The 22,540-nt window shown below is 72.4% G+C and carries 12 protein-coding genes; 4 read left to right on the forward strand and 8 right to left on the reverse strand.

Annotation, left to right across the window (positions count from 1 at the left end; genetic code table 11):
* The first annotated feature begins 25 nt into the window (after positions 1-25).
* Positions 26-862 (forward strand): S1 family peptidase, encoded by an 837-nt coding sequence (locus BS72_RS25510; RefSeq protein ID WP_037913918.1) that lies wholly within the window; start codon positions 26-28, stop codon positions 860-862.
* Positions 863-1,144: 282 nt separating this feature from the next.
* Here the strand turns inward: BS72_RS25510 and BS72_RS25515 are convergent, their stop codons facing one another.
* Entirely contained in the window at positions 1,145-1,375 is a 231-nt protein-coding gene (locus tag BS72_RS25515) for a DUF7455 domain-containing protein (RefSeq protein WP_037913920.1), read from the reverse strand.
* Positions 1,376-1,800: 425 nt separating this feature from the next.
* Here BS72_RS25515 and BS72_RS25520 point away from each other — a divergent pair, with 425 nt between their 5' ends.
* On the forward strand, positions 1,801-3,921 hold the full coding sequence (locus BS72_RS25520; protein WP_037913922.1) for a DNA gyrase/topoisomerase IV subunit B: 2,121 nt from the start codon (positions 1,801-1,803) through the stop codon (positions 3,919-3,921).
* 638 nt (positions 3,922-4,559) lie between these two features.
* On the opposite strand, the gene BS72_RS25530 is transcribed toward BS72_RS25520, so the two are convergent.
* From BS72_RS25530 to BS72_RS25555, 6 genes are all read right to left on the reverse strand, one after another.
* The gene (locus tag BS72_RS25530; RefSeq protein ID WP_037913926.1) at positions 4,560-5,834 is read right to left on the reverse strand and encodes a hypothetical protein; all 1,275 of its coding nucleotides are present in this window, start codon (positions 5,832-5,834) and stop codon (positions 4,560-4,562) included.
* Complete coding sequence (locus tag BS72_RS25535) at positions 5,831-7,813, reverse strand: hypothetical protein (RefSeq protein ID WP_037913928.1); 1,983 nt, start codon at positions 7,811-7,813, stop codon at positions 5,831-5,833. Before BS72_RS25535 ends, BS72_RS25530 begins: the two co-directional genes overlap by 4 nt.
* Positions 7,810-8,604, reverse strand: coding sequence for a TIR domain-containing protein (locus BS72_RS25540; protein WP_037913931.1), 795 nt, complete (start codon positions 8,602-8,604; stop codon positions 7,810-7,812). Before BS72_RS25540 ends, BS72_RS25535 begins: the two co-directional genes overlap by 4 nt.
* A 302-nt stretch (positions 8,605-8,906) precedes the next feature.
* A complete protein-coding gene (locus BS72_RS25545; RefSeq protein ID WP_037913933.1) occupies positions 8,907-10,151 on the reverse strand; it encodes a helix-turn-helix domain-containing protein in 1,245 nt (414 codons plus the stop codon).
* An 828-nt stretch (positions 10,152-10,979) separates the two neighbouring features.
* Positions 10,980-11,594 (reverse strand): RDD family protein, encoded by a 615-nt coding sequence (locus BS72_RS25550; protein WP_037913934.1) that lies wholly within the window; start codon positions 11,592-11,594, stop codon positions 10,980-10,982.
* Positions 11,595-11,840: 246 nt separating this feature from the next.
* The gene (locus BS72_RS25555; RefSeq protein WP_037910641.1) at positions 11,841-13,049 is read right to left on the reverse strand and encodes an IS110 family RNA-guided transposase; all 1,209 of its coding nucleotides are present in this window, start codon (positions 13,047-13,049) and stop codon (positions 11,841-11,843) included.
* A 439-nt stretch (positions 13,050-13,488) separates the two neighbouring features.
* On the opposite strand from BS72_RS25555, the gene BS72_RS25560 reads away from it, so the two are divergent.
* Together BS72_RS25560 and BS72_RS25565 are read left to right on the forward strand one after the other, a co-directional pair.
* The gene (locus BS72_RS25560) at positions 13,489-16,809 is read left to right on the forward strand and encodes a right-handed parallel beta-helix repeat-containing protein (protein ID WP_037913935.1); all 3,321 of its coding nucleotides are present in this window, start codon (positions 13,489-13,491) and stop codon (positions 16,807-16,809) included.
* Between the two features lie 154 nt (positions 16,810-16,963).
* Entirely contained in the window at positions 16,964-18,373 is a 1,410-nt protein-coding gene (locus BS72_RS25565) for a S8 family serine peptidase (RefSeq protein WP_051951683.1), read from the forward strand.
* Positions 18,374-18,623: 250 nt separating this feature from the next.
* Here BS72_RS25565 and BS72_RS25570 read toward each other — a convergent pair whose 3' ends face one another.
* Positions 18,624-22,532: a type VII secretion protein EccC gene (locus BS72_RS25570; RefSeq protein ID WP_037917619.1), complete on the reverse strand. Its 3,909-nt coding sequence runs from the start codon at positions 22,530-22,532 to the stop codon at positions 18,624-18,626.
* Positions 22,533-22,540: the final 8 nt, after the last annotated feature.

A 22,540-nucleotide genomic window follows, 5' to 3' on the forward strand; every position in this document is an offset into this window, starting at 1 on the left:
TATGTCCACAGCGTCAGGAGTCCGTATGCGTTTCCGTGTCCATACCCTCTTCGCGGCGATAGCCGCGCTGCTGCCGGCCCTCGCGATCCCGATGGGGCTGTCGGCGAGCCCCGCGGCGGCGAACGAGGTCGTCGTCGGGGGCACTCTGACCACGACCCAGCAGGCCCCCTGGGTGGTGGCGCTGTCCAGCCGTGCGCGCTTCGGCAGCGCCCGCTCCGGGCAGTTCTGCGGCGCGGTGGCGGTGGGGCCCCGTACGGTCGTCACCGCCGCCCACTGCGTGGGTACGGAGGCGCTCGGCGTGTCCGACTGGCACCAGCTGCCCGACCTGCGGGTGATCGCCGGCCGCACGGACCTCGGCGGCAGCGCCGGCGAGGAGCTGCAGCTCTCCGGGATCTGGGTGGACCCCGACTACGACCAGAGCACCAACGCCTACGACGTCGCCGTCATCACGCTGGCCCAGCCGCTCCAGGACGCCTCCGCCATCCCGTTGGCGCAGTCCTCGGACACCGCGGACTACCAGGCGGGAACGCCCGCCGAGGTGTACGGCTGGGGCGACACCACCGGCCGGGGCGGCTACCCCTCCACCCTGCACACCGCGCAGGTCGGCATCCTCGCCGACAGCGCGTGTGAGGCGGCGTATCCGGGCGGCTCCTCGGGCACGTACGAGGCGTCGTCCATGGTGTGCGCCGGCGTGGACGGTGGCGGGAAGGACGCCTGCCAGGGCGACAGCGGTGGGCCGCTGGTGGTGGCGGGGCGCCTGGTGGGCCTGGTGTCCTGGGGCAACGGCTGCGCCCTCGACGGCTTCCCCGGCGTGTACACGCGCGTCTCCGCGGTGGCCGACCTCATCGCCCAGCACATGTGACCGGTCGGGTGCCCGGACTGGTGGCCGGACAGGTGGCCGGTCGGGTGCCCGCCGCGCTCCGTGGCCGCGGCCCGGCCGCGCGAGGGGGATCACCCGGGCCGGTGGAACGGGCGGCTACGCCCACAGCGAAAGGCCGGCCCATCCGTCCCTCGCAAGGGGGATGAGGCCGACCTGAGTGCGACAAGGCGGGCACGCCCGGTGGTCGGCGCCAAGGCTCACGGGCGGAGGTCCCTGTGGAGGGTCCTCCGCCCGCGGGTCAGCTCTGTTCGCCGAAGCGATGTGTCAGCGCTCGTCGTCTCCCGCCGTGGCCGCGGTGGCGTGGAGCCGGCCCGTCTCGTCCTGTATCTCGGCTGCGATCTTCTTCAGCTCCGGCTCGAACTTGCGGCCGTGGTGAGCGCAGAACAGGAGTTCTCCGCCGCTGGCGAGCACGACGCGCAGGTACGCCTGAGCGCCGCAACGGTCGCAGCGGTCGCCCGCTGTCAGCGGGCTAGCGGGGGTCAGAACAGTAGTCACGTCGCCTCTTCTCTAGCTCGACGAGCTGTCGTACCAGGGTCAACATCCAAGCAGGCCGAAAACGTTCCCGCTGGCGGCTTTTTCTGGAAACCGATCTCGGTGTGACTGGGTGTTACCGATTGGCGGCGAATAGTGGTCATATGCGGCAGGTGGTGCGATGTGCCGCTCATAGGAGTGATTGTCCCGACTTGCCCCCCGGCTGGGTGCCGGGTTGTTGGAGAGGACGTGCCCGGAGCCTAAATGGTTCATGCCTCTTTGGGAACGTGACATGTGTATCACCCGCCCGGGTGATCGAACGTCTGATCGACCCGGGCTAGGATGGTGGCGGTGAATGCCGGGTCGCGGCGCCTCCCACCTGCCCCCTCTCGGTACCCTCTCACCGACATGGCTGAACAGCTGAAGATCCGGATCGAGGAGTTGTCCGCGTGACCGCCGAAACATCCGTGCCGTCCTCCGCGCTGCTGACGGGTGCAGATCGCGACGGCTCCAACTACACCGCGCGGCACCTCCTCGTCCTCGAAGGCCTCGAAGCCGTGCGCAAGCGGCCCGGTATGTACATCGGGTCCACGGACAGTCGCGGCCTGATGCACTGCGTGTGGGAGATCATCGACAACGCCGTCGACGAGGCCCTCGCCGGCCACGGCGACCGCATCGAGGTCATCCTCGGCGCGGACGGCTCCGTCGAGGTCCGCGACAACGGCCGCGGCATCCCGGTCGACATCGAGCCCAAGACGGGCCTGTCCGGCGTCGAGGTCGTGATGACCAAGCTGCACGCCGGCGGCAAGTTCGGCGGCGGCTCCTACGCGGCCTCGGGCGGCCTGCACGGCGTCGGCGCGTCCGTGGTGAACGCGCTCTCCTCCCGGCTGGACGTCGAGGTCGACCGCGGCGGCAGCACGCACGCCATCAGCTTCCGGCGCGGCGTCCCCGGCGCCTTCGCCAAGCCCGGCCCCGAGGCCCCCTTCGACCCCTCCAGCGGCCTCAGGAAGACCAAGAAGGTCCCCCGCACCCGCACCGGCACCCGGGTGCGGTACTGGGCGGACCGGCAGATCTTCCTCAAGGACGCCAAGCTCTCCCTCGAAAACCTCCACCAGCGCGCCCGCCAGACCGCCTTCCTCGTCCCCGGGCTGACCATCATGGTCCGCGACGAACGCGGCGTCGAGGCCGAGGGGACGCTCGAGGAGGTCTTCCACTACGACGGCGGCATCAGCGAGTTCTGCGAGTTCCTCGCCCCCGACAAGCCCCTCTGCGACGTGCTGCGGCTCACCGGCAGCGGCACGTTCAAGGAGACCGTCCCGGTCCTGGACGAGCGCGGCCACATGACGCCCACCGAGGTCACCCGCGAACTCGGCGTGGACATCGCGCTGCGCTGGGGCACCGGGTACGACACCACCGCCCGGTCCTTCGTCAACATCATCGCCACCCCCAAGGGCGGCACCCACGTCACCGGCTTCGAACGCGCCGTCGCCAAGACCGTCAACGAGGTCCTGCGCTCCAGCAAGTTGCTGCGCGTCGCCGAGGACGACATCGTCAAGGACGACGCCATGGAGGGCATGACCGCCGTGGTCACCGTCCGCCTGGCCGAGCCGCAGTTCGAGGGGCAGACCAAGGAGGTCCTGGGTACCTCGGCGGCCAACCGGATCGTGGCCGCCGTCGTCAGCCGGGAGCTCAAGGAGTTCCTCACCTCCACCAAGCGGGACACCCGCGCACAGGCCCGCGCGGTGCTGGAGAAGACCGTGGCGGCCGCGCGGACCCGCATCGCGGCCCGGCAGCACAAGGAGGCGCAGCGCCGCAAGACGGCCCTGGAGACGTCCTCGCTGCCCGCCAAGCTCGCCGACTGCCGCAGCGACGACGTCGACCGCAGCGAACTCTTCATCGTCGAGGGCGACTCGGCCCTCGGCACCGCCAAGCTCGCCCGCAACTCCGAGTTCCAGGCGCTGCTCCCGATCCGCGGCAAGATCCTCAACGTCCAGAAGTCGTCGGTCTCCGACATGCTGAAGAACGCCGAGTGCGGCGCGATCATCCAGGTCATAGGAGCCGGCTCCGGCCGGACGTTCGACATCGACCAGGCCCGCTACGGCAAGGTGATCTTCCTCGCCGACGCCGACGTCGACGGCGCCCACATCCGCTGCCTGCTGCTCACCCTCTTCCAGCGCTACATGCGGGCGATGGTCGAAGAGGGCCGCGTCTTCTCCGCGGTGCCCCCGCTGCACCGCATCGAACTGGTCCAGCCCAAGAAGGGCCAGGAGAAGTACCTGTACACCTACTCCGACAACGAGCTGCGCCAGACGCTGCTCGACCTCCAGCGCCGCAACGTCCGCTACAAGGACAGCATCCAGCGCTACAAGGGCCTCGGCGAGATGGACGCGGACCAGCTCGCGGAGACCACGATGGACCCCCGCCACCGCACGCTGCGGCGCATCAACATCAGCGACCTGGATGCGGCGGAGCAGGCGTTCGACCTCCTGATGGGCAACGAGGTCGCCCCCCGCAAGGAGTTCATCACCGCCTCCGCTTCCACCCTCGATCGCGCCCAGATCGACGTCTGACCTCCGGCGACGCCCGTGTGCGGGCTCGGCGCCCCTCCGCCGACCCGCACGCGGCCCGTCTCCCGCGCTGACGCGGTGCCAGCGGCGGGGGAGCGCTGCGCGGGCGGGTTGTGTGGTCACACACCGGCGCGTTCGGAGATCTCTCGGCGAGGTGGGCTCCTGCGGGACGTTTCTCGGGCGCGGCGGAGTCTCGCCGGGCTGCGACCGAGCCTGCCCTCCCGCCGCCGGGGGCCATGGACATTCGGTTCACCAAGAAGGCGGTCTGGGTGAACGAGATCGCCGAGGGTTTCAACGCCGCTGACGTGTTCTGAAGGTTCGGGCTCCTCACCACCGCGGTTGGCGAACGCACTCACGGTGCGGGTCGGCGAGGGGTGAAACGATGCCGCAAGATCTTGAGGATCTGGGTCGCGCTGTCCACCAGCCGCCCAGGCCGGAGCGTTGCCGTGACTGCGGCACGCCACCATGCCGGTGGTCCTGCGAAACGGATGCGACGGCGGGAACGGTCGAGCAAGGCGAGGATGATCCAGCGTTAGGCGCGGTCGCCCGTTCCGAGCATCGACCGGTCCCCCCGGTCACACCCGCTACGGTGCGACGTGAAGGGGGCCTTGGAGAGCTGACCGAGCCGACCGCCCACCGGATCAGCTCTCGTCCTCGTCTTCTTCCTCCGCCTCCGCCCAGCCTGGGTGCCGTTCACCTTCGCCGCTCTCCGACGGCCTCCGCGTGAACCTGTCCGCGCCGGCGTCCGGGTCCTCGGCCGCTTCGGTGAACGGCGGGCCCCCGGGAGCCGGGAAGCCCCGTGACCACGGCCCAGTGGAGCTGCCCCCGCCCGAAAACCCACCTTCCGGGCTCTCGCTCTCGCTCGCATCGGGCGCGGTGAGAAGGGCCCGCCTGACTTCCTCGGCGGCCTCGTCCAGCCCGGCGGCTTCCAGGCTCCGCACCACACGGTGGATGAACACCGTGTACTCGTCCATGTCCGGTTTCAGGCCTACCGCTGCCAGCAGCAGAAGCAGCCGATCCGCAACTCCTACTTCCTCCTCGCGGTCGAAGGTCCCACCTCCCTGGCCAGGTCCGCCCCACAGCGAATGCCCGACGGTCGCTTCGCTCCGCGCGCCCACGGGCGGCACGAGCAGATGGCGGAAGAGTTCGGGCACCTCCTCGTCGTTGGCCGCCGCCGCGATCTTGGCCAGCGGTCCGATCAGGTCGACCGCCTTATCGATCTCGTTCTCGTGTCGGGCCAGCCACCACACCACCGCGCTGCCGGTGGTCTTGAGCACGTCTTCACCGAGATAGCGGCGCCTGTTCCGCTCATGCTGACGCTCGTACTCCCAGATCTCCTCGTCCTTGCGAAGGTCGTTCAACTTCCGTAGGCGCTCACGGTCGGCAGGGGCGAGGGTCAGCGTCACGTCGGCCGCGAGGGCCGTCACCCGTCCGCCGACGTCCGAGAGCGGGACGCCCAGCTCCCCCTCCAAGAGGTACCGAGCGAAGCTCGCCCTGCCCGGCTCTTCGTGCCGGACGACCTCAAGGGCCCTGCTGACGATCGAGGACGCGGCGAGGGTCGGCAAGACGCCGTCGGACCGGTCGGCGCGGTGGGGAGCCGGCCTCCACCACACCGTGGCGGAGAAGAGGAAGTCGTAGCCGTCCGCCGCGCTCGGCAGCGCCGCGTCAACCACCCGCGTCTCCTGGTACGGCTGCTCCGTCGGCGCCACGGGTGGCTCGGGTTCCCTGTGTTCGTGCGGATCGGCCGATGCGCGGCCACCGCTGAGGGCCGTCATCACGAGCAGCAGGGAGCCCGAGGCCGTGACCATGGACATGAAGCCCCACAGCCACGCAGACCAGTGCAGGAGGGCTCCGAGCACAGCGGGTGTGAGGCTGCAGAGGGCGACGAACAGCAAAGTGGGAAAGCGGTGTCTCATCGTGCCTCTTCCGTGGTCCGTGGTCCGGCGCCCGCACGCTTCGTGCGGGCGTACTGCATGTGGTCGATGTGCTGCCAGAAGAGGGCGGCGACGGACGCCCGGGAGGGGTGGAGCGCGGCCCCGGCCCATTCGCAGGCGATGATGTAGAGGCGGTGGAGTGCGGCCGCGCGGCCGTGTGTCGACCTGACCATCAGGTCCAGCGCCATATCGCGTGTAGGGTCGTCGGCCACAGCGTTCAGCCAGCTGCTCACGAGCGGGTCCCATAGCTTCGTGGGCGGCTGGGAGAAGACCGTCTCCCAGCCCAGGAGCAGGTCCGGCCACGGCGGCGGGTCCGGTGTCCGGTTGCTCCTCAACAGCTCGGCGAGCAGGTCGAGATGGGGCTCAGCTCCGCGCGGGGCCCGACGTGCCCAGTACCGCAGGCGGCCGATCAGCCGCAGATAGAGCCGACGGTCGCTGCCGGCGAGGTCGAGAAGTGCGTCGCGGGCTTCGTACGCCGCCTCTCCCTCTCGTGTGGCGAGGTAGTGGAGCCGCACCAACGCCTGATCCGGGTGTGTCGCGCCGAGACTCCGGAGGCAGGCGGTGGTCAGAACGCGGGCAAGACCATCCGAAAGAGGGCCGGAGAAAGCGCACTTGTACATTCGGTGGCGGAACCATCCCCCGAACCTCTCGTGACTGAGGCCAAGTTCGAGGGCCGTCAGGGCTCGCGGGTCGCAGGCCGCCCCGGTCGCGCTGTCCGCCCAGCGCACCACAAGGTCGAAGAGGTGCTCGGGCCGTCCGACGGCCAGAGACTGCTCACCAAATCGGACGACGACGTTCAGCCGGTCGTCGGTGGTCAGACCACGCAGCCCGGTCGCACCGCAGATCCAGTCCCTGAGGTCCTTTCGCGTCCTAGGGAAGTTCACCCAGAAGTACGTCCGTACGGCGTCGGCGTAGGCCAGCCGCTCGAAGCGGAGCCGTCCGTCGGGGGCCCGCTCGATCCCGAGCGCCGCCAATCGCTCCCCGAAATCCGGCCGCGCGAGTTCGGTCGTCGTCTCTTCCTCATGCCCCACCGCCGTCATCAGGCTTTGCCACGCCTCGTAGACGGTGTCGGCGCTGGCCTCTTCGAACACCCCCGTTGCGAGGAGCAGGGCCCGCTCCGGCGTGGTACGGACCTCGGCCACCTGCCGGCCCACTTCACCGGCACGGTCGGCCACCGCGTGCATCGCTTGGTCGAGCCATTCCGCGAAGTCGGTGCCGAACCGGCCGCTGTCGCGAGCCGTCTTCACCAGCCCTGTTAGTCGCGCGAGTTCCCGCATGGGGGAGCGGTCGCACAGGCTCCGGAAGTCGGCGCTGCCGAGGTCGGCGGGGCGGAAGGCGATCCGGTCCATGCGGAGGTACCGGGTGACTACGGCGACTCCCCGAGGGCGCCCAAGCGTCACCGAGTGCGGTTCGAGGTCCGGCGGGTGGACGTGGTCCATGCCCGACGGCAGGACGACCACCATGTGGGCCCCCGCCTCCTGGACCTGGGACCGGTACACGGCCAGGCGGCGCTGGGCCGTGGCGTACGCCTCCTCGTCGGGAACCCCGGAGAGGTCGAGGAGGAAGCGGTCGCCCTCACCGGGGGCGAGAGGGTTCCCCTCCTGCTCGTTGTCCGTGACGGGAAGCTCCTCGAACCGGAGCCCCTCCTCGTCGGTGCCCCCGTCCGCACCGAGCCCGTGCAGCAGCATGATCGCCGCCGCACGGCGGCCGCTGCCGGACGGAGCCTTCAGCAGCAGCACAGATCCGGGCTTCTCCAGGCGGTCGGCGGCGACGCGGAATCCCACCGGCGGAACGAACCGGTCAGCCAGGTGTTCCCGGTCCTCGCGGGCGATCCGAAGGGACTCCACTCCCTTGCGTCTCATCCAGTCCGCGCCGGCGACGTAGAAGACGTACTGGTGTCCCTCGCCGTTGTTCACCGGGCCGCGCGGATCGTTGACGGTGACACGATCCTGCTCGCTCATCGGTCATCGTCCGAGCGCCGGCGCTCACGCTCGAAGCGCTGGTGGACCGTGCCGCTGTTGTCGCCGGCCGTGAACTGGATCCCGGTGTTGTCACCCTGGAAGTGGGGCGCGTTGTACTGGTGGCCTCGACCGGTGTTCACGGGCCCCTGCGGCTCGTTGACGAAGGTGCCGGACAGGTCTCCGTTCAGGTTTCCGATGCCGCCGCGGACCCGCTGCTCGACGTCGCGCGTCCGCATCCTGGTGTGCCCGGCGTCTCGGGCCGACTTCTTGACGGACTCAGCCTCCGCCCGCTCCCGCGCCGCACGGGCGTCGTGGTCCGCCGTGCCCAACTCGGGCAGCAGCCGGGCAAGGGTGTCGCCGAGCGCCGTCAGGTCCGATTCGGCGTTGCGGTGGTCGAACCGCCGGTACTGGCAGTCCGCCAGCTCCCGCAGGTCGTCCGGGACGACCGCGAGGTCGATCCGCGTGGCCTTTCCCACGAGCACCGGGATCACCAGGATCCCGCGGTCGAGCGCGGTCTGGATCTCACGGCGGGTCCAGTCCTGCTCGGCTTCGAGGGCGGGGCGGCCGTCGGGTCCCCGCACCTCCGCCCAACGCGGGCCGATCACGGCGAGGAGCGCCTCGCACTCGTCCACCGCCCTGACCAGTTCAGCCGGGAATCGGCGCCCGGCCTCGATCGAGCTGCTGGCGAAGAAGACCCGGTCTTCGCCGAACCGCCGGGTGAGCTCCCGGGCGATCATGGTCGCGGCGGATTCCTCGTCGCCGGTGCGGTAGTTGACGAAGACGTCGGGCATGGAGGTTTCCTTCGTGAGAGGAGGACGGGGCGGGCGCCTGCTGGCGCGGGGTTGTGGAGCCGCAGCTCCGAGGCACGGTCAGCCGGGCTGCGAGGTCGCGACTGTGCGGCGGCATGGCGCGTCCACAGGAGGGTGTACGGGGAAAGGTGCGTCGCCTGGCGCGTCACTGGTCAGGGGCAGCCCGAAGAAGCCGGGCGCACGATGTGAGGCGTCAGGCGGGGGCAGAGGGTCCCGCCGGCAGTCGCGGGATACGCGAGCGGGAGAGCCGGGTAGTACGTCGAGCCGGGCGGATCGAGCCGACGTCAGTCGTGTGCGGGGGCGAGCGCCCGTGCCAGCGCCGGTTGCAGATCGCGTACGGCTCTGCTGCTCCGGAACCGGGAGAGTTCTCGCGCGAGACGCCGGATGTCGCTGTTCACCGTCGCCGAGGGCACGGCCGGCATCACACCCAGGAGCTCACCGGCGATCGCGCACGCGTGTTCGACCTCTCCGGAGGCGGCGTGGGCCAAGGACCTGCGGAAACCGTATCGGGCACGGGTGCGCAGCGCGTGGTGCGGGAGGCGGCGGCATTCCCGGTCGAGGACCTCGGCGGCGGCTTTGGGGCGACCGAGGTCGTGCAGGCACCAGCCAGTCGTCATAGCCGCCGGATCGCTCACGTGGGTGGTGCCGATCACCGGCTCGGCGCCACCGCGGGCGTCGTCGCCGGCGAGCAGTTCGCGCGCCCTGTCGAGGCTGCGGAGGCATTCGCGTTCGTCGCCGACGAGTGCGTGCCCCTGTGCCTCCCGCTGCGCCGCGAGTCCCCGGATGCGCGGCGGGAGTCTGTCGCTCTGGGCACGGCGAGCAAGGGTGACGGTGCTCTCGGCGTCCCCGTCGTAGAGCGTGACCAGGGCGCGTCGCACGAGGGCATAGGAACCGAGGTGAGGATCGCCCCCGGCGCGCGCCAACTCTGCGGCCTCACCGGTCCAGCCGATCGCAGCGCCGCTGTCCCCGGCTTCCTGAGCCATCCAGCCGGTGAACTCCGCGAACCGCGAGGCGAGCAGGAGCACGGGGGCCCGCGTGGCAGAAGGGGTATCGGCGGCCAGCCCGGCCACTGTGCGCGTTTGCGTCTCCAGCAGGGGAAGCAGGGCCTGCGGCGCGGTGGACTGACCGAGCTTGCGCAGCTGGTCGAACTGCGCGAGAAAGGAGGGGAGGAGGGGGTTGGCGGTAGAGGATGCCTGACCACCGAGTTTCAGACCGATGTCGATCAACGACCCTGTGCTCGCCGCGAGGACAGTCCGGCGCGCGACGCGCCAGCGGCTCGGGGCGGTGGAGGTCCCGATGGGGTTCGAGTCGTTCCCGGGGCTGACGACCAGGCGCTGCAGCTCGCCGTTCGCGCCGAGGAAGGTGTCGCACCGTCGGGCCAGTTCGGGAGAGGCGGAGCGCTCCCCGCGCTCGACCTTGCTGAGGTGTCCCTTGTCGTAGTTGAGCGCTGCGGAGAACTTGGTCAGCGTAAGTCCCGCCTCTTGTCGCAATCGACGAAGTTCAGGGCCAAAACGCGCATTGGTGCTCACCGTCAGCCTCCCCTTGAACAGCAACCGCGAGGGCCGTGTGCCCTGGCGGGGACTTTCGCCCGACACTCACTGGGCGACGCGAAAGTTGGAAGCGAACACCCGTAGTGACGGAGTCGTTTCACTTCGCATCTGAGAGTGAGTTTGGCACGAGGCGCCCCTCGGGAATCGGGGTTCGGCGGGGTTGCCCGTTGCCTCTTGTGTTCTCTGTGGTTCCCCGTCCGGAGCGGACGAGGGCGAAGACGGCCAACTGCCCGACGAGTGCGGAGGATCACGACGTCACCCGGCTGTCGAATCGGGACTGGGCGGCAGGGCGGCCGTACCCCTTCGGGACGGCGGAGGTTCGCACCTTCCGCGCGCAGTTGAGCGGCGTGTCGAGTCGGGCCAACCGTCGGTGTGGCCTCGGTGGGGTGGACGGTGCGGATGTCCAGGGATTCCGCGGGAGGCGGGTTCACCGTGTGGTGCCCTCGATCGCGCCTTTCTCGCGCGGTAGTTGCAGCCTCTCAAGGACAGGCGGGTAGATGGTCGCGTCGGGCCTGTGTACGCCGATCTGATCGGGTAGCGGGATCGCATCCCACATCCCAGCGGCGCTTACGGGTTGATGGAGGCCGGGCGGAGACTCTCGGAGAGCATGACGACGTTGATGCCCGCAGCGCCGGCACGGCGTCGACCCAACGCGGTTCCAGGCGGAGGTTCGCCAGGGCGCGACGTGTCAGATCTTCGGGCCGAGGCTGAGGAGGTCCGCTGGCCTGGTTCCGCTTCTCACACCTTGCCTCGACGACCTTCAGGGCCGGGTAGTCGGGACTTCGGGTTCGCCCGTCGTGGCTCGGGTCAGCGGTGGCGGATGATGACCGTTCCGGCGGCGGTGTCGAAGAAGCCGTGGTGGTAGGGGCGTTCCCGGAGGATCGAGCCGAGGCGGACCAGGACCACGGTGATGTTGAGGGCGGGGATCAGCCAGGCCAGGACGGCCATCAGGCGTGCGCGGCGGTAGGCGTGCTGCCAGGTGGGGCGCTGGGTGCCCTGCCAGACGCAGGCGACCCGCAGCCCCGCGATCAGCAGCCCCGGTGTGCCGCCCCACAGCGCCACGCACGCGGTGCCGTAGAAGGTCAGCCAGACGAAGCCGATCAGCCAGGTTCCCAGCATGAAGTAGCCGTTGCCGTCGGGGTTCACCAGGTTCTGCAGGACCAGGGCGAGCATCGCGGGGACGACCAGGGACACCGCGGCGATGACCAGGTCCAGGACCAGGGCGGCGAACCGGCGGCCGGTGGGGGCCAGTTCCACTTCGGGGCTGCCACCGCCGGGCGGGAGCGTGCCCTCCACCCGGGCCCGGGTGTACGCCATCGTCACACCGGCCGGCCTGACGCCGTTCAGCGGGTTCTTCCCTCGTGCGGCCTCCGCGGCGCTGCCTGCCACCGGGACCGCCGTGTCGCGTCCGAGCATCGTCATCGTCTGTCTCCCCACCCCTGGCGCGGACGGGCGGCCGATCTCCGGCCCGCCGTGAACGCTCCGCAGGGGGCATTTTGCCAGGTCACGCTGGGGGAGCAAGCCTTTTGGGCGGACAGGGGGCGGACAGGGGCGGAAAGCCCCGGGGCGGTCGAGGGGGCGACGGGACGGCACGGTACTCCGGCGTGGCCCGGCGTCCGGCACCGCGTCGGGGGGGTGCCTCTATGTCTTTCGTCAAGTTTGGGGTGGTCATGCGGTGGCTGCATCGGATTGGGGTGGGTCGTAGAAGGTTCCGTCGCGGAGCATGGCGAACAGGACGCTGATGCGGTGGCGGGCGAGTCGGAGGAGGGCTTGGGTGTGGGTTTTGCCGCGGGTCCGGCATTTGTCGTAGTAGGTGCGGGAGGCGGGGTCGTGGAGGGCGGCGAAGGCGGAGAGGAACATCGCGCGTTTGAGCTGGCGGTTCCCGCTTCTGGGGGCGTGCTCGCCGTGGATCGAGGTTCCGGAGGATCTGGTCGCTGGTGCCAGGCCGGCGTAGGAGGCGAGGTGGGCGGCGCTCGGGAAGGATCTGCCGTCGCCGACGGTGACCAGGAGGACTGCGGCGGTCCTGACGCCGACGCCGGGCAGTGACGTCAGGACCTGGGAAAGAGGGTGGGCCTCCAGGAGTTCGCTGATCTGGGCTTCCAGGGCTCGGCGTTGCTCGTGGACGGCCGCGAGGGAGCGGGCCAGGGACGGGACGACGATGTCAAGGGTGCCGGTGCCGGGGACGGTGACGGTCTGTTCGTCGAGGGCGTCGAAGATGTCGTCGATGAGTCGGGTGGCCATGCGGGGGGCCTTGGGGCGGATCAGTTCGACGAGCTTGCGGCGGCCGGCTGTGCGTAGGGCGGTCGGGGATCCGTGGCGTTCCAGGAGCCAGGTGACGGCCTGGTGGTCCAGACGCGGGCCCAGGACGCGTTCGAGGCTGGGGTGGAACTGGGTGAGCAGGCCGCGTATCCGGTTGGAGGTGCGGGTGGCCTCTGCTGCGAGGTCCTGGTCGAAGCCGATGAGGACGGTGAGTTCGGCGGTGATCTCGTCGGTGAGTTCCAGCGAGCGCAGGGTGTGGGGCATGGTGCGGGCGGCGTCTGCGATCACTGCGGCGTCTTTGGCGTCGGTCTTGGCCTCGCCCGGGTAGAGGTCGGCGATCCGGCGCATGGCAAGGCCCGGCAGGTAGGCGACCCGGCAGCCCGCGTCGCGGGCCACGGCCAGTGGCAGGGCGCCGATCGAGGCGGGCTGGTCCACGACCACCAGCACGGTGCCGAACTTCGCCGCGAGCTTGCCGAAGACCGCCCGCAGCTTCGGTTCGCTGTTGGGCAGCTGCTTGTCGAAGACCGTCTTGCCGGTCGGCGTCAGGCCGTGCCCGTGGTGGGTGCTCTTGCCGACGTCCAGTCCGAGGAAGACGCCCACACCGCTTGTGTCGATCACCGTGCCCCCACATGCTCGTTGCCTGCTGGCCTGGGCATCGGGGCCGTTCTCGCGCATCCACGTTATGCAGACCTGCCGCCCGCGGATGGCCGGGCATTGCGCCGGGCCGGGCGGCGGCCGGACCTCTCATCAGCGTCTCCGACGGCACCCCTCGGGCCCGGTGACACCACCCCCCAGGTCATCCGATCGACAGGGGGCAAAAGTCATACCGGGCCCGGAGGCCAGCGGCCCTCTTGCAGGACCACGAAAAACATAACGGGGCGCACTTGCCGCCCCGGAACGCATCTGGCCCTCTGCCCGCGGGAGTTCCCGATCCGCCGCGGGACGTCCGGGGCGGGCCCGGGGGGAGCCGTCGGAGTGCGGGAGGCATGATGGTGCCCCACCAGGTGGTCGTCTCGAATCCTGGTGCCGCAGAAGGACGTACGAAGGGGGAGCGGCGTTGGCGCGCCACCTGCTGATCGTGGACCCGGACGGGATCGACGGCCACCGCACCGTGAGTGAGGCGCTCCAGGCCGCGCGGGCTGGATCGGTGATCAGCGTGCGGGCCGGGCGCTACGAGGAGAACCTGGTCATCACCAGGATGGTCACCGTCATCGCGCACGAGCCCGGCGAGACCGTGGACATCGCCCCCCGCGAGGGCAGCGCCGTGCGGGTGATGGCCGAGGCCGTGAAGCTCTCCGGGTTGCGGCTGCGCAGCGAGGACACCGAACTCCCCGTCGTGGACGTGCCGCGCGGCCAGGCCGCCCTGGACGGCTGCGAGATCACCGGAGCCGCGTGGACCGCCGTGCTCTCCCGGGGGGAGGGTTCGCTGGCCATGCGCGGCTGCCGGGTCACCAACCCGGCCGGGGCGGGCGTGGTCGACGTCTCGGCCACCCCCGGTGTCATCGAGGACTGCCTCTTCGAGGACCTCGGCACGACCGGCGTGGTGATCGGCGAGGACGCCTCCTCCGTGGTACGCGGCTGCACGGTGCGCGACGCGCGGGGCAACGGTGTCCTCACCAACGGCCGGGCGCGCGGCACGGTCGAGGACTGCCGCATCCAGGGCACCGGCAAGCCCGGCATCGCCGCCGAGCAGGACAGCGCCCCCCGGGTAGTGCGCTGCGAGGTCAGTGACTCCTTCATCGGCTTCCACATCAACTCCGCCTCCCAGGTGGTGCTGGAGGACTGCGCGGCGCTGGACAGCGCCACCCACGGCGTCACCGTCGCCGGCCGCTCCGACCCCGTCCTGCGCCGGGTCGCCGTGGCTCGGTCCGGGGGGCACGGCATCCTGATCGCCGGCGGCGCCCGGGGCAGCTTCACCGACTGCGAGGTGGACGACTCCCGCGACGCCGGCGCGGTCGTCGAGGAGGAGTCCGCCCCGACGCTGATCCGGACCGTCGTACGCCGACCCGCCGCCGAGGGGCTGCTGGTGGGCGCCGGCTGCGCGCCGCGGGTGGACCGGCTCGACATCGTGGCCGCAGGCGGCAGCGCGCTGGTCCTGGCGGGGGAGTGCTCCTCCGTGCTGCGCCGGGTGACGGTCGACGGTGCCGCCCACCACGCCGTCGAACTCCGCGGCGGCAGCGCCCAACTGGACGGGTGCGTGCTGGGCGGCGCCGCCCAGGCGGGCGTGCGGGTGGCCGCGGAGGCCCAGCTGTCGCTGCACGGCAGCACCGTCCGGGAGGCCGTCGGCAACGGCGTCCTGGTCGCCGCGCGTGGCACCCTCGCCCTCGCGGACTGCGAGATAGCCGACTGCGGCGCCGACGGCGTCGTGCTGGAGGACGGCGCGCACCTCACCGCCGCCCGGACCCAGGTGCGCCGTAGCAGGGGCCACGGCGTGCTCGTCGGCCGGGAGGCGCGCGGTGCCCTCAACGACTGCGTGTTCGACGGGAACACCGGCGACGGGTTGCGGGTCGAGGGCCCGCAGCCGGTCCGCGCCACCGGCTGCGCGGCGACCGGCAACGGGGGCGCCGGCGTCCGGCAGGCCGGCCCGGACGCCGAGCTGATCGTCGAGGAGCTGACCAGCGAGGGCAACCAGGAGCCCGACAGCTGGGGCGGCTCGGGGTCGGCCGCGTCAGCGGCCGCCGGGGAGCGGGCCGGAGCGGCGGCGGAGAGTGACCCGGCGGGGGGCCCGCTGGCCGAACTCGGCGAGCTGGTGGGCCTGAAGTCGGTCAAGGAGCAGGTGGGCACCCTGGTCAACCTCAACCGGCTGGCCCGCCGCCGGCGCCAGGCAGGGCTGCCGGTGCCGACCAACTCCCGGCACCTGGTCTTCGCCGGGGCACCCGGCACCGGGAAGACGACCGTGGCCCGGCTCTACGGCTCCATCCTCGCCTCGCTCGGGCTGCTGCGCTCGGGCCACCTGGTCGAGGTCTCCCGCGCGGACCTGGTGGCCAAGATCGTCGGCGGCACCGCGATCAGGACCACCGAGATCTTCGAGAGCGCCCTGGGCGGCGTGCTGTTCATCGACGAGGCCTACACGCTGACCACGGGCGACGGCCGCGGTGCCGACTTCGGGCAGGAGGCGGTGGACACCCTCGTCAAGCTGATGGAGGACCACCGCGACGACGTGGTGGTGATCGCCGCCGGCTACACCGCGCGGATGAACGGCTTCCTGGACTCCAACCCCGGCCTGGCCTCGCGCTTCAGCCGCACCCTGGAGTTCGAGAACTACAGCGTGCCGGAACTGGTCACCATCGTGGAGCGGTTGTGCGACGCGCACCGCTACGTACCGGCCCAGGACACCGGCCGGGCGCTCGCCGCGCACTTCGGACGGATGCACCGCGACGAGTCGTTCGGCAACGCCCGCGTGGCGCGCAAGGTCTTCGAGGAGATGGTGGACCGGCAGGCGTTGCGGCTGGCGTCCATGGAGTCCGTCTCGGACGCGGACCTCAGCATGCTGCTGCCCTCGGACGTCGGGGAGCAGGCCGCCGCCGCGGTCGGCGCCGGCAGCGGTCCGCACGACGACAGCGCGCTGGACGACGTGCTCGCCCGGCTGCACGCGATGACCGGCCTCGACGCGGTGAAGGCCGAGGTGGAGGACCTGGTCAACCTGCTGGCCGCGGCCCGCCGCCGCCGCGCCGCCGGACTCCCCGTCGCCTCGGTCGGCCACCACCTGGTCTTCGCGGGCCCGCCCGGCACCGGCAAGACGACGGTGGCCCGGCTCTACGGCGAACTGCTCAGCTCCCTCGGGGTGCTGCCGCGCGGGCAGCTCGTGGAGGTCGCACGGGCCGACCTGGTCGGCCGCTACGTCGGCCACACGGCGCAGCTCACCAAGGAGGCGTTCACCCGGGCCCGCGGCGGGGTGCTGTTCGTCGACGAGGCGTACACCCTCACCCCGCGCGGCGGCGGCAACTCCGGCGACTTCGGGCAGGAGGCGGTGGACACCCTCGTCAAGCTGATGGAGGACCACCGGGACGACGTCGCGGTCGTGGTGGCCGGCTACCAGGGGGAGATGGACCGCTTCCTCGGCTCCAATCCGGGCCTGGCCTCCCGGTTCTCGCGGACGGTGCGCTTCGAGGACTACCGCGCGGCCGAACTCGTCGCCATCGTGCGGGACCAGTGCGCGCGGGACGGGTACGAGTGCGCCGACAGCACGCTGAAGGGGCTGCTGGAGCACTTCGAGACGGTGCCGCGCGGCGACGACTTCGGCAACGCCCGCTACGCGCGCAAGGTGATGGAGGCTATGGTCACCGGGCAGGCGCGGCGGCTGAGCCGGATGCCGGACGCGCTCACCGACGACCTGCGGACGCTGCTGCCGGAGGACCTGCCGCCCGCCGGGCTGTGACGGGCAGAGCGCCGACGAACCGGGGGAGCGGACCGGAGCCGGCGGCCGGGCCGACGGGGTGGCAGGCGGTCCGGACGCGGTGAACCATGCCGCCGCCACCGGGAATTCACCCGGCGCCGGGCCGGCTGTCAGCCGAGGGGCCTAAGATCCGTCCATGCTGTCGATCATGGTGGGCGGAGCCCGTCGCGGCACGCGGCGCGTCCCGTCCGTGCTGGCGGCCACGGGGATGGCGGTCTCCGCCGTCCTGGCGTCGGCGGCGGCGAGTCGTGCCGACGACCAGACGCTGCCGCGGATCCCCGGCACGCTCACGAGTGCCGCCTGCACCAGGCCGTCCGCCAAGACCACGGCGCTGACCCCCTGGCAGCAGACCGCCCTGCGGCCGTCCGGCGCGTGGACGGTGAGCCAGGGCGCCGGAGTGACCGTGGCCGTCGTGGACACCGGCGTCGACGCGTCCGGGACGCCCGAACTCGCCGGGCGGGTGACCGCCGGACCGGACACCGCCACCGGGCGCGCGCACGCCGCCGGGAGCGACTGCGTGGGCCACGGCACCTTCGTCGCGGGCCTGATCGCCGCCGGTCCCGCCGGCCCGGACGACCGCTTCGCCGGGGTCGCTCCGCAGGCCCGCGTCTTCGCGGTACGGGTCACCGACGCGTCGGGCGCGGCGACCGCGGACCACGTCGCCGCCGGCATCGACGCGGCCGTCGCCGGCGGAGCCGGGGTGGTGGACGTTCCGATCGCGCTCGCCGCCGGCAGCCCGGCGCTGACCTCGGCGGTGGCGGCCGCGGTCCGGCACGACGTGCTCGTCGTCGCCCCCGCCTACGCCGAGCAGTCCGACGACACCGCGCCCGCGCCCGCCGCCTACCCGGCCGCGCTGCCGGGGGTGCTGGCGGTGGCCGCGCTCACCCCGGACGGCGCCGCCGACCAGGCCGAGGCCCCCGCCACCGCGCCGGACCTCGCGGCGCCGGGCCAGAGCGTGATGAGCGTCGGCCCGGGCGGCTCCGGCTACTTCACGGGTACCGGCGCCGACTTCGCCTCGGCCATGGTCGCGGGGACGGCCGCCCTGGTGGACGCGGCCGAGCCGGGGCTCACGGCCGGGGAGCTCACCGAGCGGCTGGAGCGTTCGGCCGTCCACGCGGCGGGTTCGGGCAGCGACCCGCTGGTGGGCTGGGGGACGGTGGACCCGGCCGCGGCCGTCTCCGCCGTGCTCCCCGGCAGCGGGACGTCCGCCTCCAGCCCGTCCGGCGCGTCCAGCCTGTCCGGCGCGTCCAGCCCGTCCAGCCCGTCCGGCGCGGCCCGGTCGCTGCGGATGGCGGCGCCGGTCCGGCACACGGGGATGCGGCAGGCGTGGGTGGTGGCCGGGGGCGCGGCGGGGCTCAGCCTGCTGGTCGCGCTGGTCGCGGTGGTGGTGCCGCGCGGCCGCAGGCGTGGCTGGCGCCCGGGTACGGGGCCGGCGGCCGAGGCTCCGGCCGGTCCACCGGCCCTCGGCGGCGACGCCCCGGCCGAGCCGGACGACACGGCCGTCCCGCTCGTCGCCGAGGCCCCCGAGCCGTCCGCGGTCTCCTGAGCGCAGGCGGCCCGGCATCGGCGGCCGAGCCGGCTGAGCACGGTGGCGGCGCGTCCGCCAGCACCCCTGGATTCCAAGGGCAGAAGCCGATCATCGCGTGCTGTTCAGCGCCGTGCTGTGCCGGTCCGTGCTGTTTCGGGCCGTTCGCGCCCCTCGCCTCGTCGTACGGCGGAGCCCGCCCGCCGCCAGCCCGGGCCCGGGACCGCCCCGCCCGCCCCGGACCGCTCCCGCCCCGCCCGCGGCGGACGGTTCAGCCCGCGAGCACCGTCTGCACCTGGGTCTGGCCGCGCCGGGTGATGTACAGGCCGCGGCCCGGCGGCAGCGCCCGCGGCTTGACGTTGCCGAGGAACGCGCCCTCCGTCGGAGGGCACGACAGCATCAGCGCGGGTGTGTTGACCTCCAGCAGCCTGCGCAGCAGCGGGTCGCCGATGGCGCGCCCGGCCCCGTTCGCGCTGCGCGCGACGATCAGGTGCAGGCCCAGCTCGTTGCCCTGGGCGAGGTGGTCGAAGAGCGGCTCGAAGGGGCTGGACCCGCCCAACTGGCCGCCCGCGACCATCTCGAAGTCGTCCACCACCAGGAACACCTGGGGTCCCTGCCACCAGTCGCGCAGCGGCAGCCGGTCCGGGTCGATCTCCGGGCCGGGCAGCCGGTCCTTCATCGCCTGGGCGATGCCCTGCACCATCTGGTCCAGGACGTCCCGGGCCACCGCGTAGCCGAGACGGTGCGACTCCGGCACCGCCTTGGCCAGTCCGCGCCGGTAGTCCACCAGCATCACCCGGGCCTGGTCCGGGGTGTAGCGGGCCGCGACAGCCGCGCACACCACGGACAGCAGGTTGGTCTTGCCGGTCTCGGAGTCGCCGACGACCAGCAGGTGCGGGGTGCGTTCGAAGTCGTGCACCAGGGGCTCCAGCCGCTGGTCCTCCAGGCCGAGCGGCACCCGCAGGTCCCCGTCGGGGTCCGGGAGCGTGCCGGCGGGGAGCCGCAGCGGCAGCATCCGCACCTTCGGCGCGGACGGCCCGTCCCACGCCTCGCGGACCGCGTCGACCAGGGCGGTGGCACCGTCGGTGAGGGTCTCGGCGCGCGGGTCGCCGTCGAGCCGGGGGAGGGCGGTGAGGAAGTGCAGGTGCTCGTCGGTGAGGCCGCGCCCCGGGACCTTCGGCACGCCGGCCGCCGCCCGCATGTTGATCACCGAGTCGATCGGGTCGCCCATGCGCAGCTCGAAGCGGGTGCCGAGCTGGTCGCGCAGGGCGCTGCCGATCTCGCCCCAGCGGGAGGAGGCCACCACCAGGTGCACGCCGAAGCTGAGGCCGCGCGCGGAGATCAGGTTGAAGGTGGGCACCAGGTCCATGAAGTCCTGCCGGACGGTGCTCCAGCCGTCGACGACGAGGAAGACGTCGCCGTGCGGCTCCTCGGCCAGGCCGCCCGCGGCCCGGCGGCGCCGGAACTCGGCCATCGAGTCGATGCCCAGCTCCGCGAAGAGCCGCTCGCGCCGGGCGATCAGTCCGGTGACCTCGGCCAGCGTGCGCGCCACCCGCTCGGTGTCGAGCCGCCCGGTGACCGAGCCGACGTGCGGCAGCGCGGCCAGGCCGGCCAGCGAGCCGCCGCCGAAGTCCAGGCAGTAGAACTGGACCTCGCGCGGGGTGTGGGTGAGCGCGAGCGCGGTGACCAGGGTGCGCACCAGGGTGCTCTTGCCGCTCTGCGGGCCGCCCGCCAGGCCGACATGGCCGCCGGCGCCGGACAGGTCCGCCCACAGGGGTTCGCGGCGCTGGTCGAACGGCCGGTCCACGACGCCGACGGGCACCGTCAGCGTGGCCGCCCGGGCGGGGTCGGCCGGGTTCAGGCCGCGCTGGGCGGTGGCCCGCAGCGGCGGCAGCAGCGCGTCCAGGGTCGGCGCGTCGGCCAGCGGCGGCAGCCACACCTGGTAGGCGGGCGGTCCGAACTCCTTGAGCCGGTCCACCGCGACCGTCAGCAGGCTCGGCGCGTCCTGGTCCGGCTCCGCCGCGGTCACCACCTCCGGCGCGGGCTGCGGAACGTGCCGCGCCGGTACCCACGCGGCGCTGAACGGCACCACCTGCGCGGCCACCGCGGCGTGCCGGGCCGCGGCCGGCTCGTGCCGGTAGGCACCGGAGACGTAGGCCGACTTGAAGCGGGTCAGCGCGCCCACGTCGTTCTTCAGCAGGCCGCTGCCGGGTACCGACGGCAGGGTGTAGGCGTCGGGCACCCCCAGCACGCCGCGGGACTCCATCGCGGAGAACGTGCGCAGACCGATCCGGTACGACAGGTGGGACTCCAACTGGTGCATGCGGCCCTCGTCCAGGCGCTGCGAGGCCAGCAGCAGGTGCACGCCCAGCGACCGGCCCAGCCGGCCGATCATCACGAACAGCTCCATGAAGTCACGGTGCGCGCCCAGTAGTTCGCTGAACTCGTCGACCACCACGAACAGGTGCGGCAGCGGTGCCAGTTCGGCCCCGGCCTCGCGGGCCCGCTCGTACTCCAGGGCGGAGGCGTAGTTGCCGGCCCGGCGCAGCAGCTCCTGGCGGCGGACGAGTTCGCCGTGCAGGGCGTCCTTCATGCGGTCGACCAGGGCGCTCTCGTCGGCGAGGTTGGTGATCACCGCGGAGGTGTGCGGGAGCTCGTCCAGGCCCAGGAAGGTCGCGCCGCCCTTGAAGTCGACCAGGACGAAGTTCAGCACCTCCGAGGAGTGGGTCAGCGCCAGCGCCAGCACCAGGGTGCGCAGCAGCTCGGACTTGCCGGAGCCGGTGGCGCCGATCAGCATGCCGTGCGGGCCCATGCCGCCCTGCGCCGACTCCTTGATGTCCAGCACCACCGGCGAGCCGTCCGCCTGGAGGCCGAACGGCACCCGCAGGTGCTCACCGCGCGGCCGGGTCTGCAACCGCCCGAGGTCGGCGCCGCGCAGGTCGTGCACGCCCAGCAGCCCTGTCAACTCCATGTTCTCCTGGAGCGGCTGGCCGCTCTGCGCGCCCGTCTCCGGCCGGTAGGGCGCCAGCGTCGTGGCCAACTGCCGCGCCACCGACGGGCCGAGGGTGTCCGGTCGGCCGACGGAGGTCTCGGCGTCGCGGCCGCTGCGGTCGGCGGAGGTCATCCACAGGCCGTCCGGCTCCACCCGCAGCCGCAGCACGTCCCTGGCGTGCTTCCACTCCAACTGGCCGCGCACGTCCAGTACGACGGCGTTGCGGTAGCCGGTCTCGGCGATCCGCGAGCCGGCCGGCACCAGCGAGGTGTCCAGCACGATGACGGTGTACGGCTCCTGGCGGCTGGGCGCGGCGTCCTTCTCGAACCGCGGCCGCGCCGCGAACTCCTCGCCGAGCAGCTGCTCCAGCTCGGAGACGGCCTCGGCGACCAGCCGCACCGCGCCCGCCCCGTCGGTGTCCACCGGGTGCTGGGCGTGCGGCAGCCACTTGGCCCACTCCCACCCGGCGCGCGCCTCGCCGTCCGCCACCACGACGATGTCCACCTCGCCGGGCGCGTGCAGCGTGGCGAGCTGCGCCAGCACCGCCCGCACCATCGCCCGGGCCGTCGCGGCGTCGCCGCGCAGCAGCACCCGCGAGTACGTGCGCAGCCGCACCGCGACCGGCAGGCCGGGCACCGTGCCGTAGGCGCGGATGAAGCGGCGCAGGGCGTGGGCGCACAGCGGCTCCAGGTCCTCCACCGGCTTGGTCGACAGCGGGGCGAGGCGGGTGGCCAGCTGCTGGGTGCCGGTGGCGAACCGGATCTCGGCGAAGTCCTCGTGGGTGAGCCGCCGTTCCCACAGCCGGGCGGTGCGGGCCAGCGACCACAGCGCGCCGGGGTCGGGGTGGCGCCACTCCTGCGCCTGCCGCTGCTCGGCGATGACCTTGCGCACCCGGCGCCGGCTGGTGGTGAGGTAGCGCAGGTAGTCGCGGCGCTCCCCGCGCAGTTTGCGCTTGCGGTCCTGCGCGCCGCGCATGAACTGGCTCACCAGCATGCCCACCGCGGACACGGCCATGAGCCCGATCGCCGCATAGGTGAGGACGCCGCCGCCCGACTCGGGCTTGAGGAAGATCAGCACCATGCCCATGGAGCTCAGCGCCATCGGAAGGTACGTGATCACCCCGGACATCGCCCCCTGCGGCTCCGGCAGCGACGGCGGCTCCTGGAGGGCGAGTTCGCCCTGCGGCATCTGCGGGC

It is taken from the genome of Actinacidiphila yeochonensis CN732 (assembly GCF_000745345.1).
In the GTDB taxonomy this organism is placed as follows: domain Bacteria; phylum Actinomycetota; class Actinomycetes; order Streptomycetales; family Streptomycetaceae; genus Actinacidiphila; species Actinacidiphila yeochonensis.

Coding starts and splice junctions, on each gene's coding strand:
- BS72_RS25510 (WP_037913918.1), top strand. CDS start 26: ATGCGTTTCCGTGTCCATACCCTCTTCGCGGCGATAGCCGCGCTGCTG.
- BS72_RS25530 (WP_037913926.1), bottom strand. CDS start 5,834: ATGAGACACCGCTTTCCCACTTTGCTGTTCGTCGCCCTCTGCAGCCTC.
- BS72_RS25535 (WP_037913928.1), bottom strand. CDS start 7,813: ATGAGCGAGCAGGATCGTGTCACCGTCAACGATCCGCGCGGCCCGGTG.
- BS72_RS25540 (WP_037913931.1), bottom strand. CDS start 8,604: ATGCCCGACGTCTTCGTCAACTACCGCACCGGCGACGAGGAATCCGCC.
- BS72_RS25550 (WP_037913934.1), bottom strand. CDS start 11,594: ATGACGATGCTCGGACGCGACACGGCGGTCCCGGTGGCAGGCAGCGCC.
- BS72_RS25565 (WP_051951683.1), top strand. CDS start 16,964: ATGCTGTCGATCATGGTGGGCGGAGCCCGTCGCGGCACGCGGCGCGTC.
- BS72_RS25570 (WP_037917619.1), bottom strand. CDS start 22,532: ATGCCGCAGGGCGAACTCGCCCTCCAGGAGCCGCCGTCGCTGCCGGAG.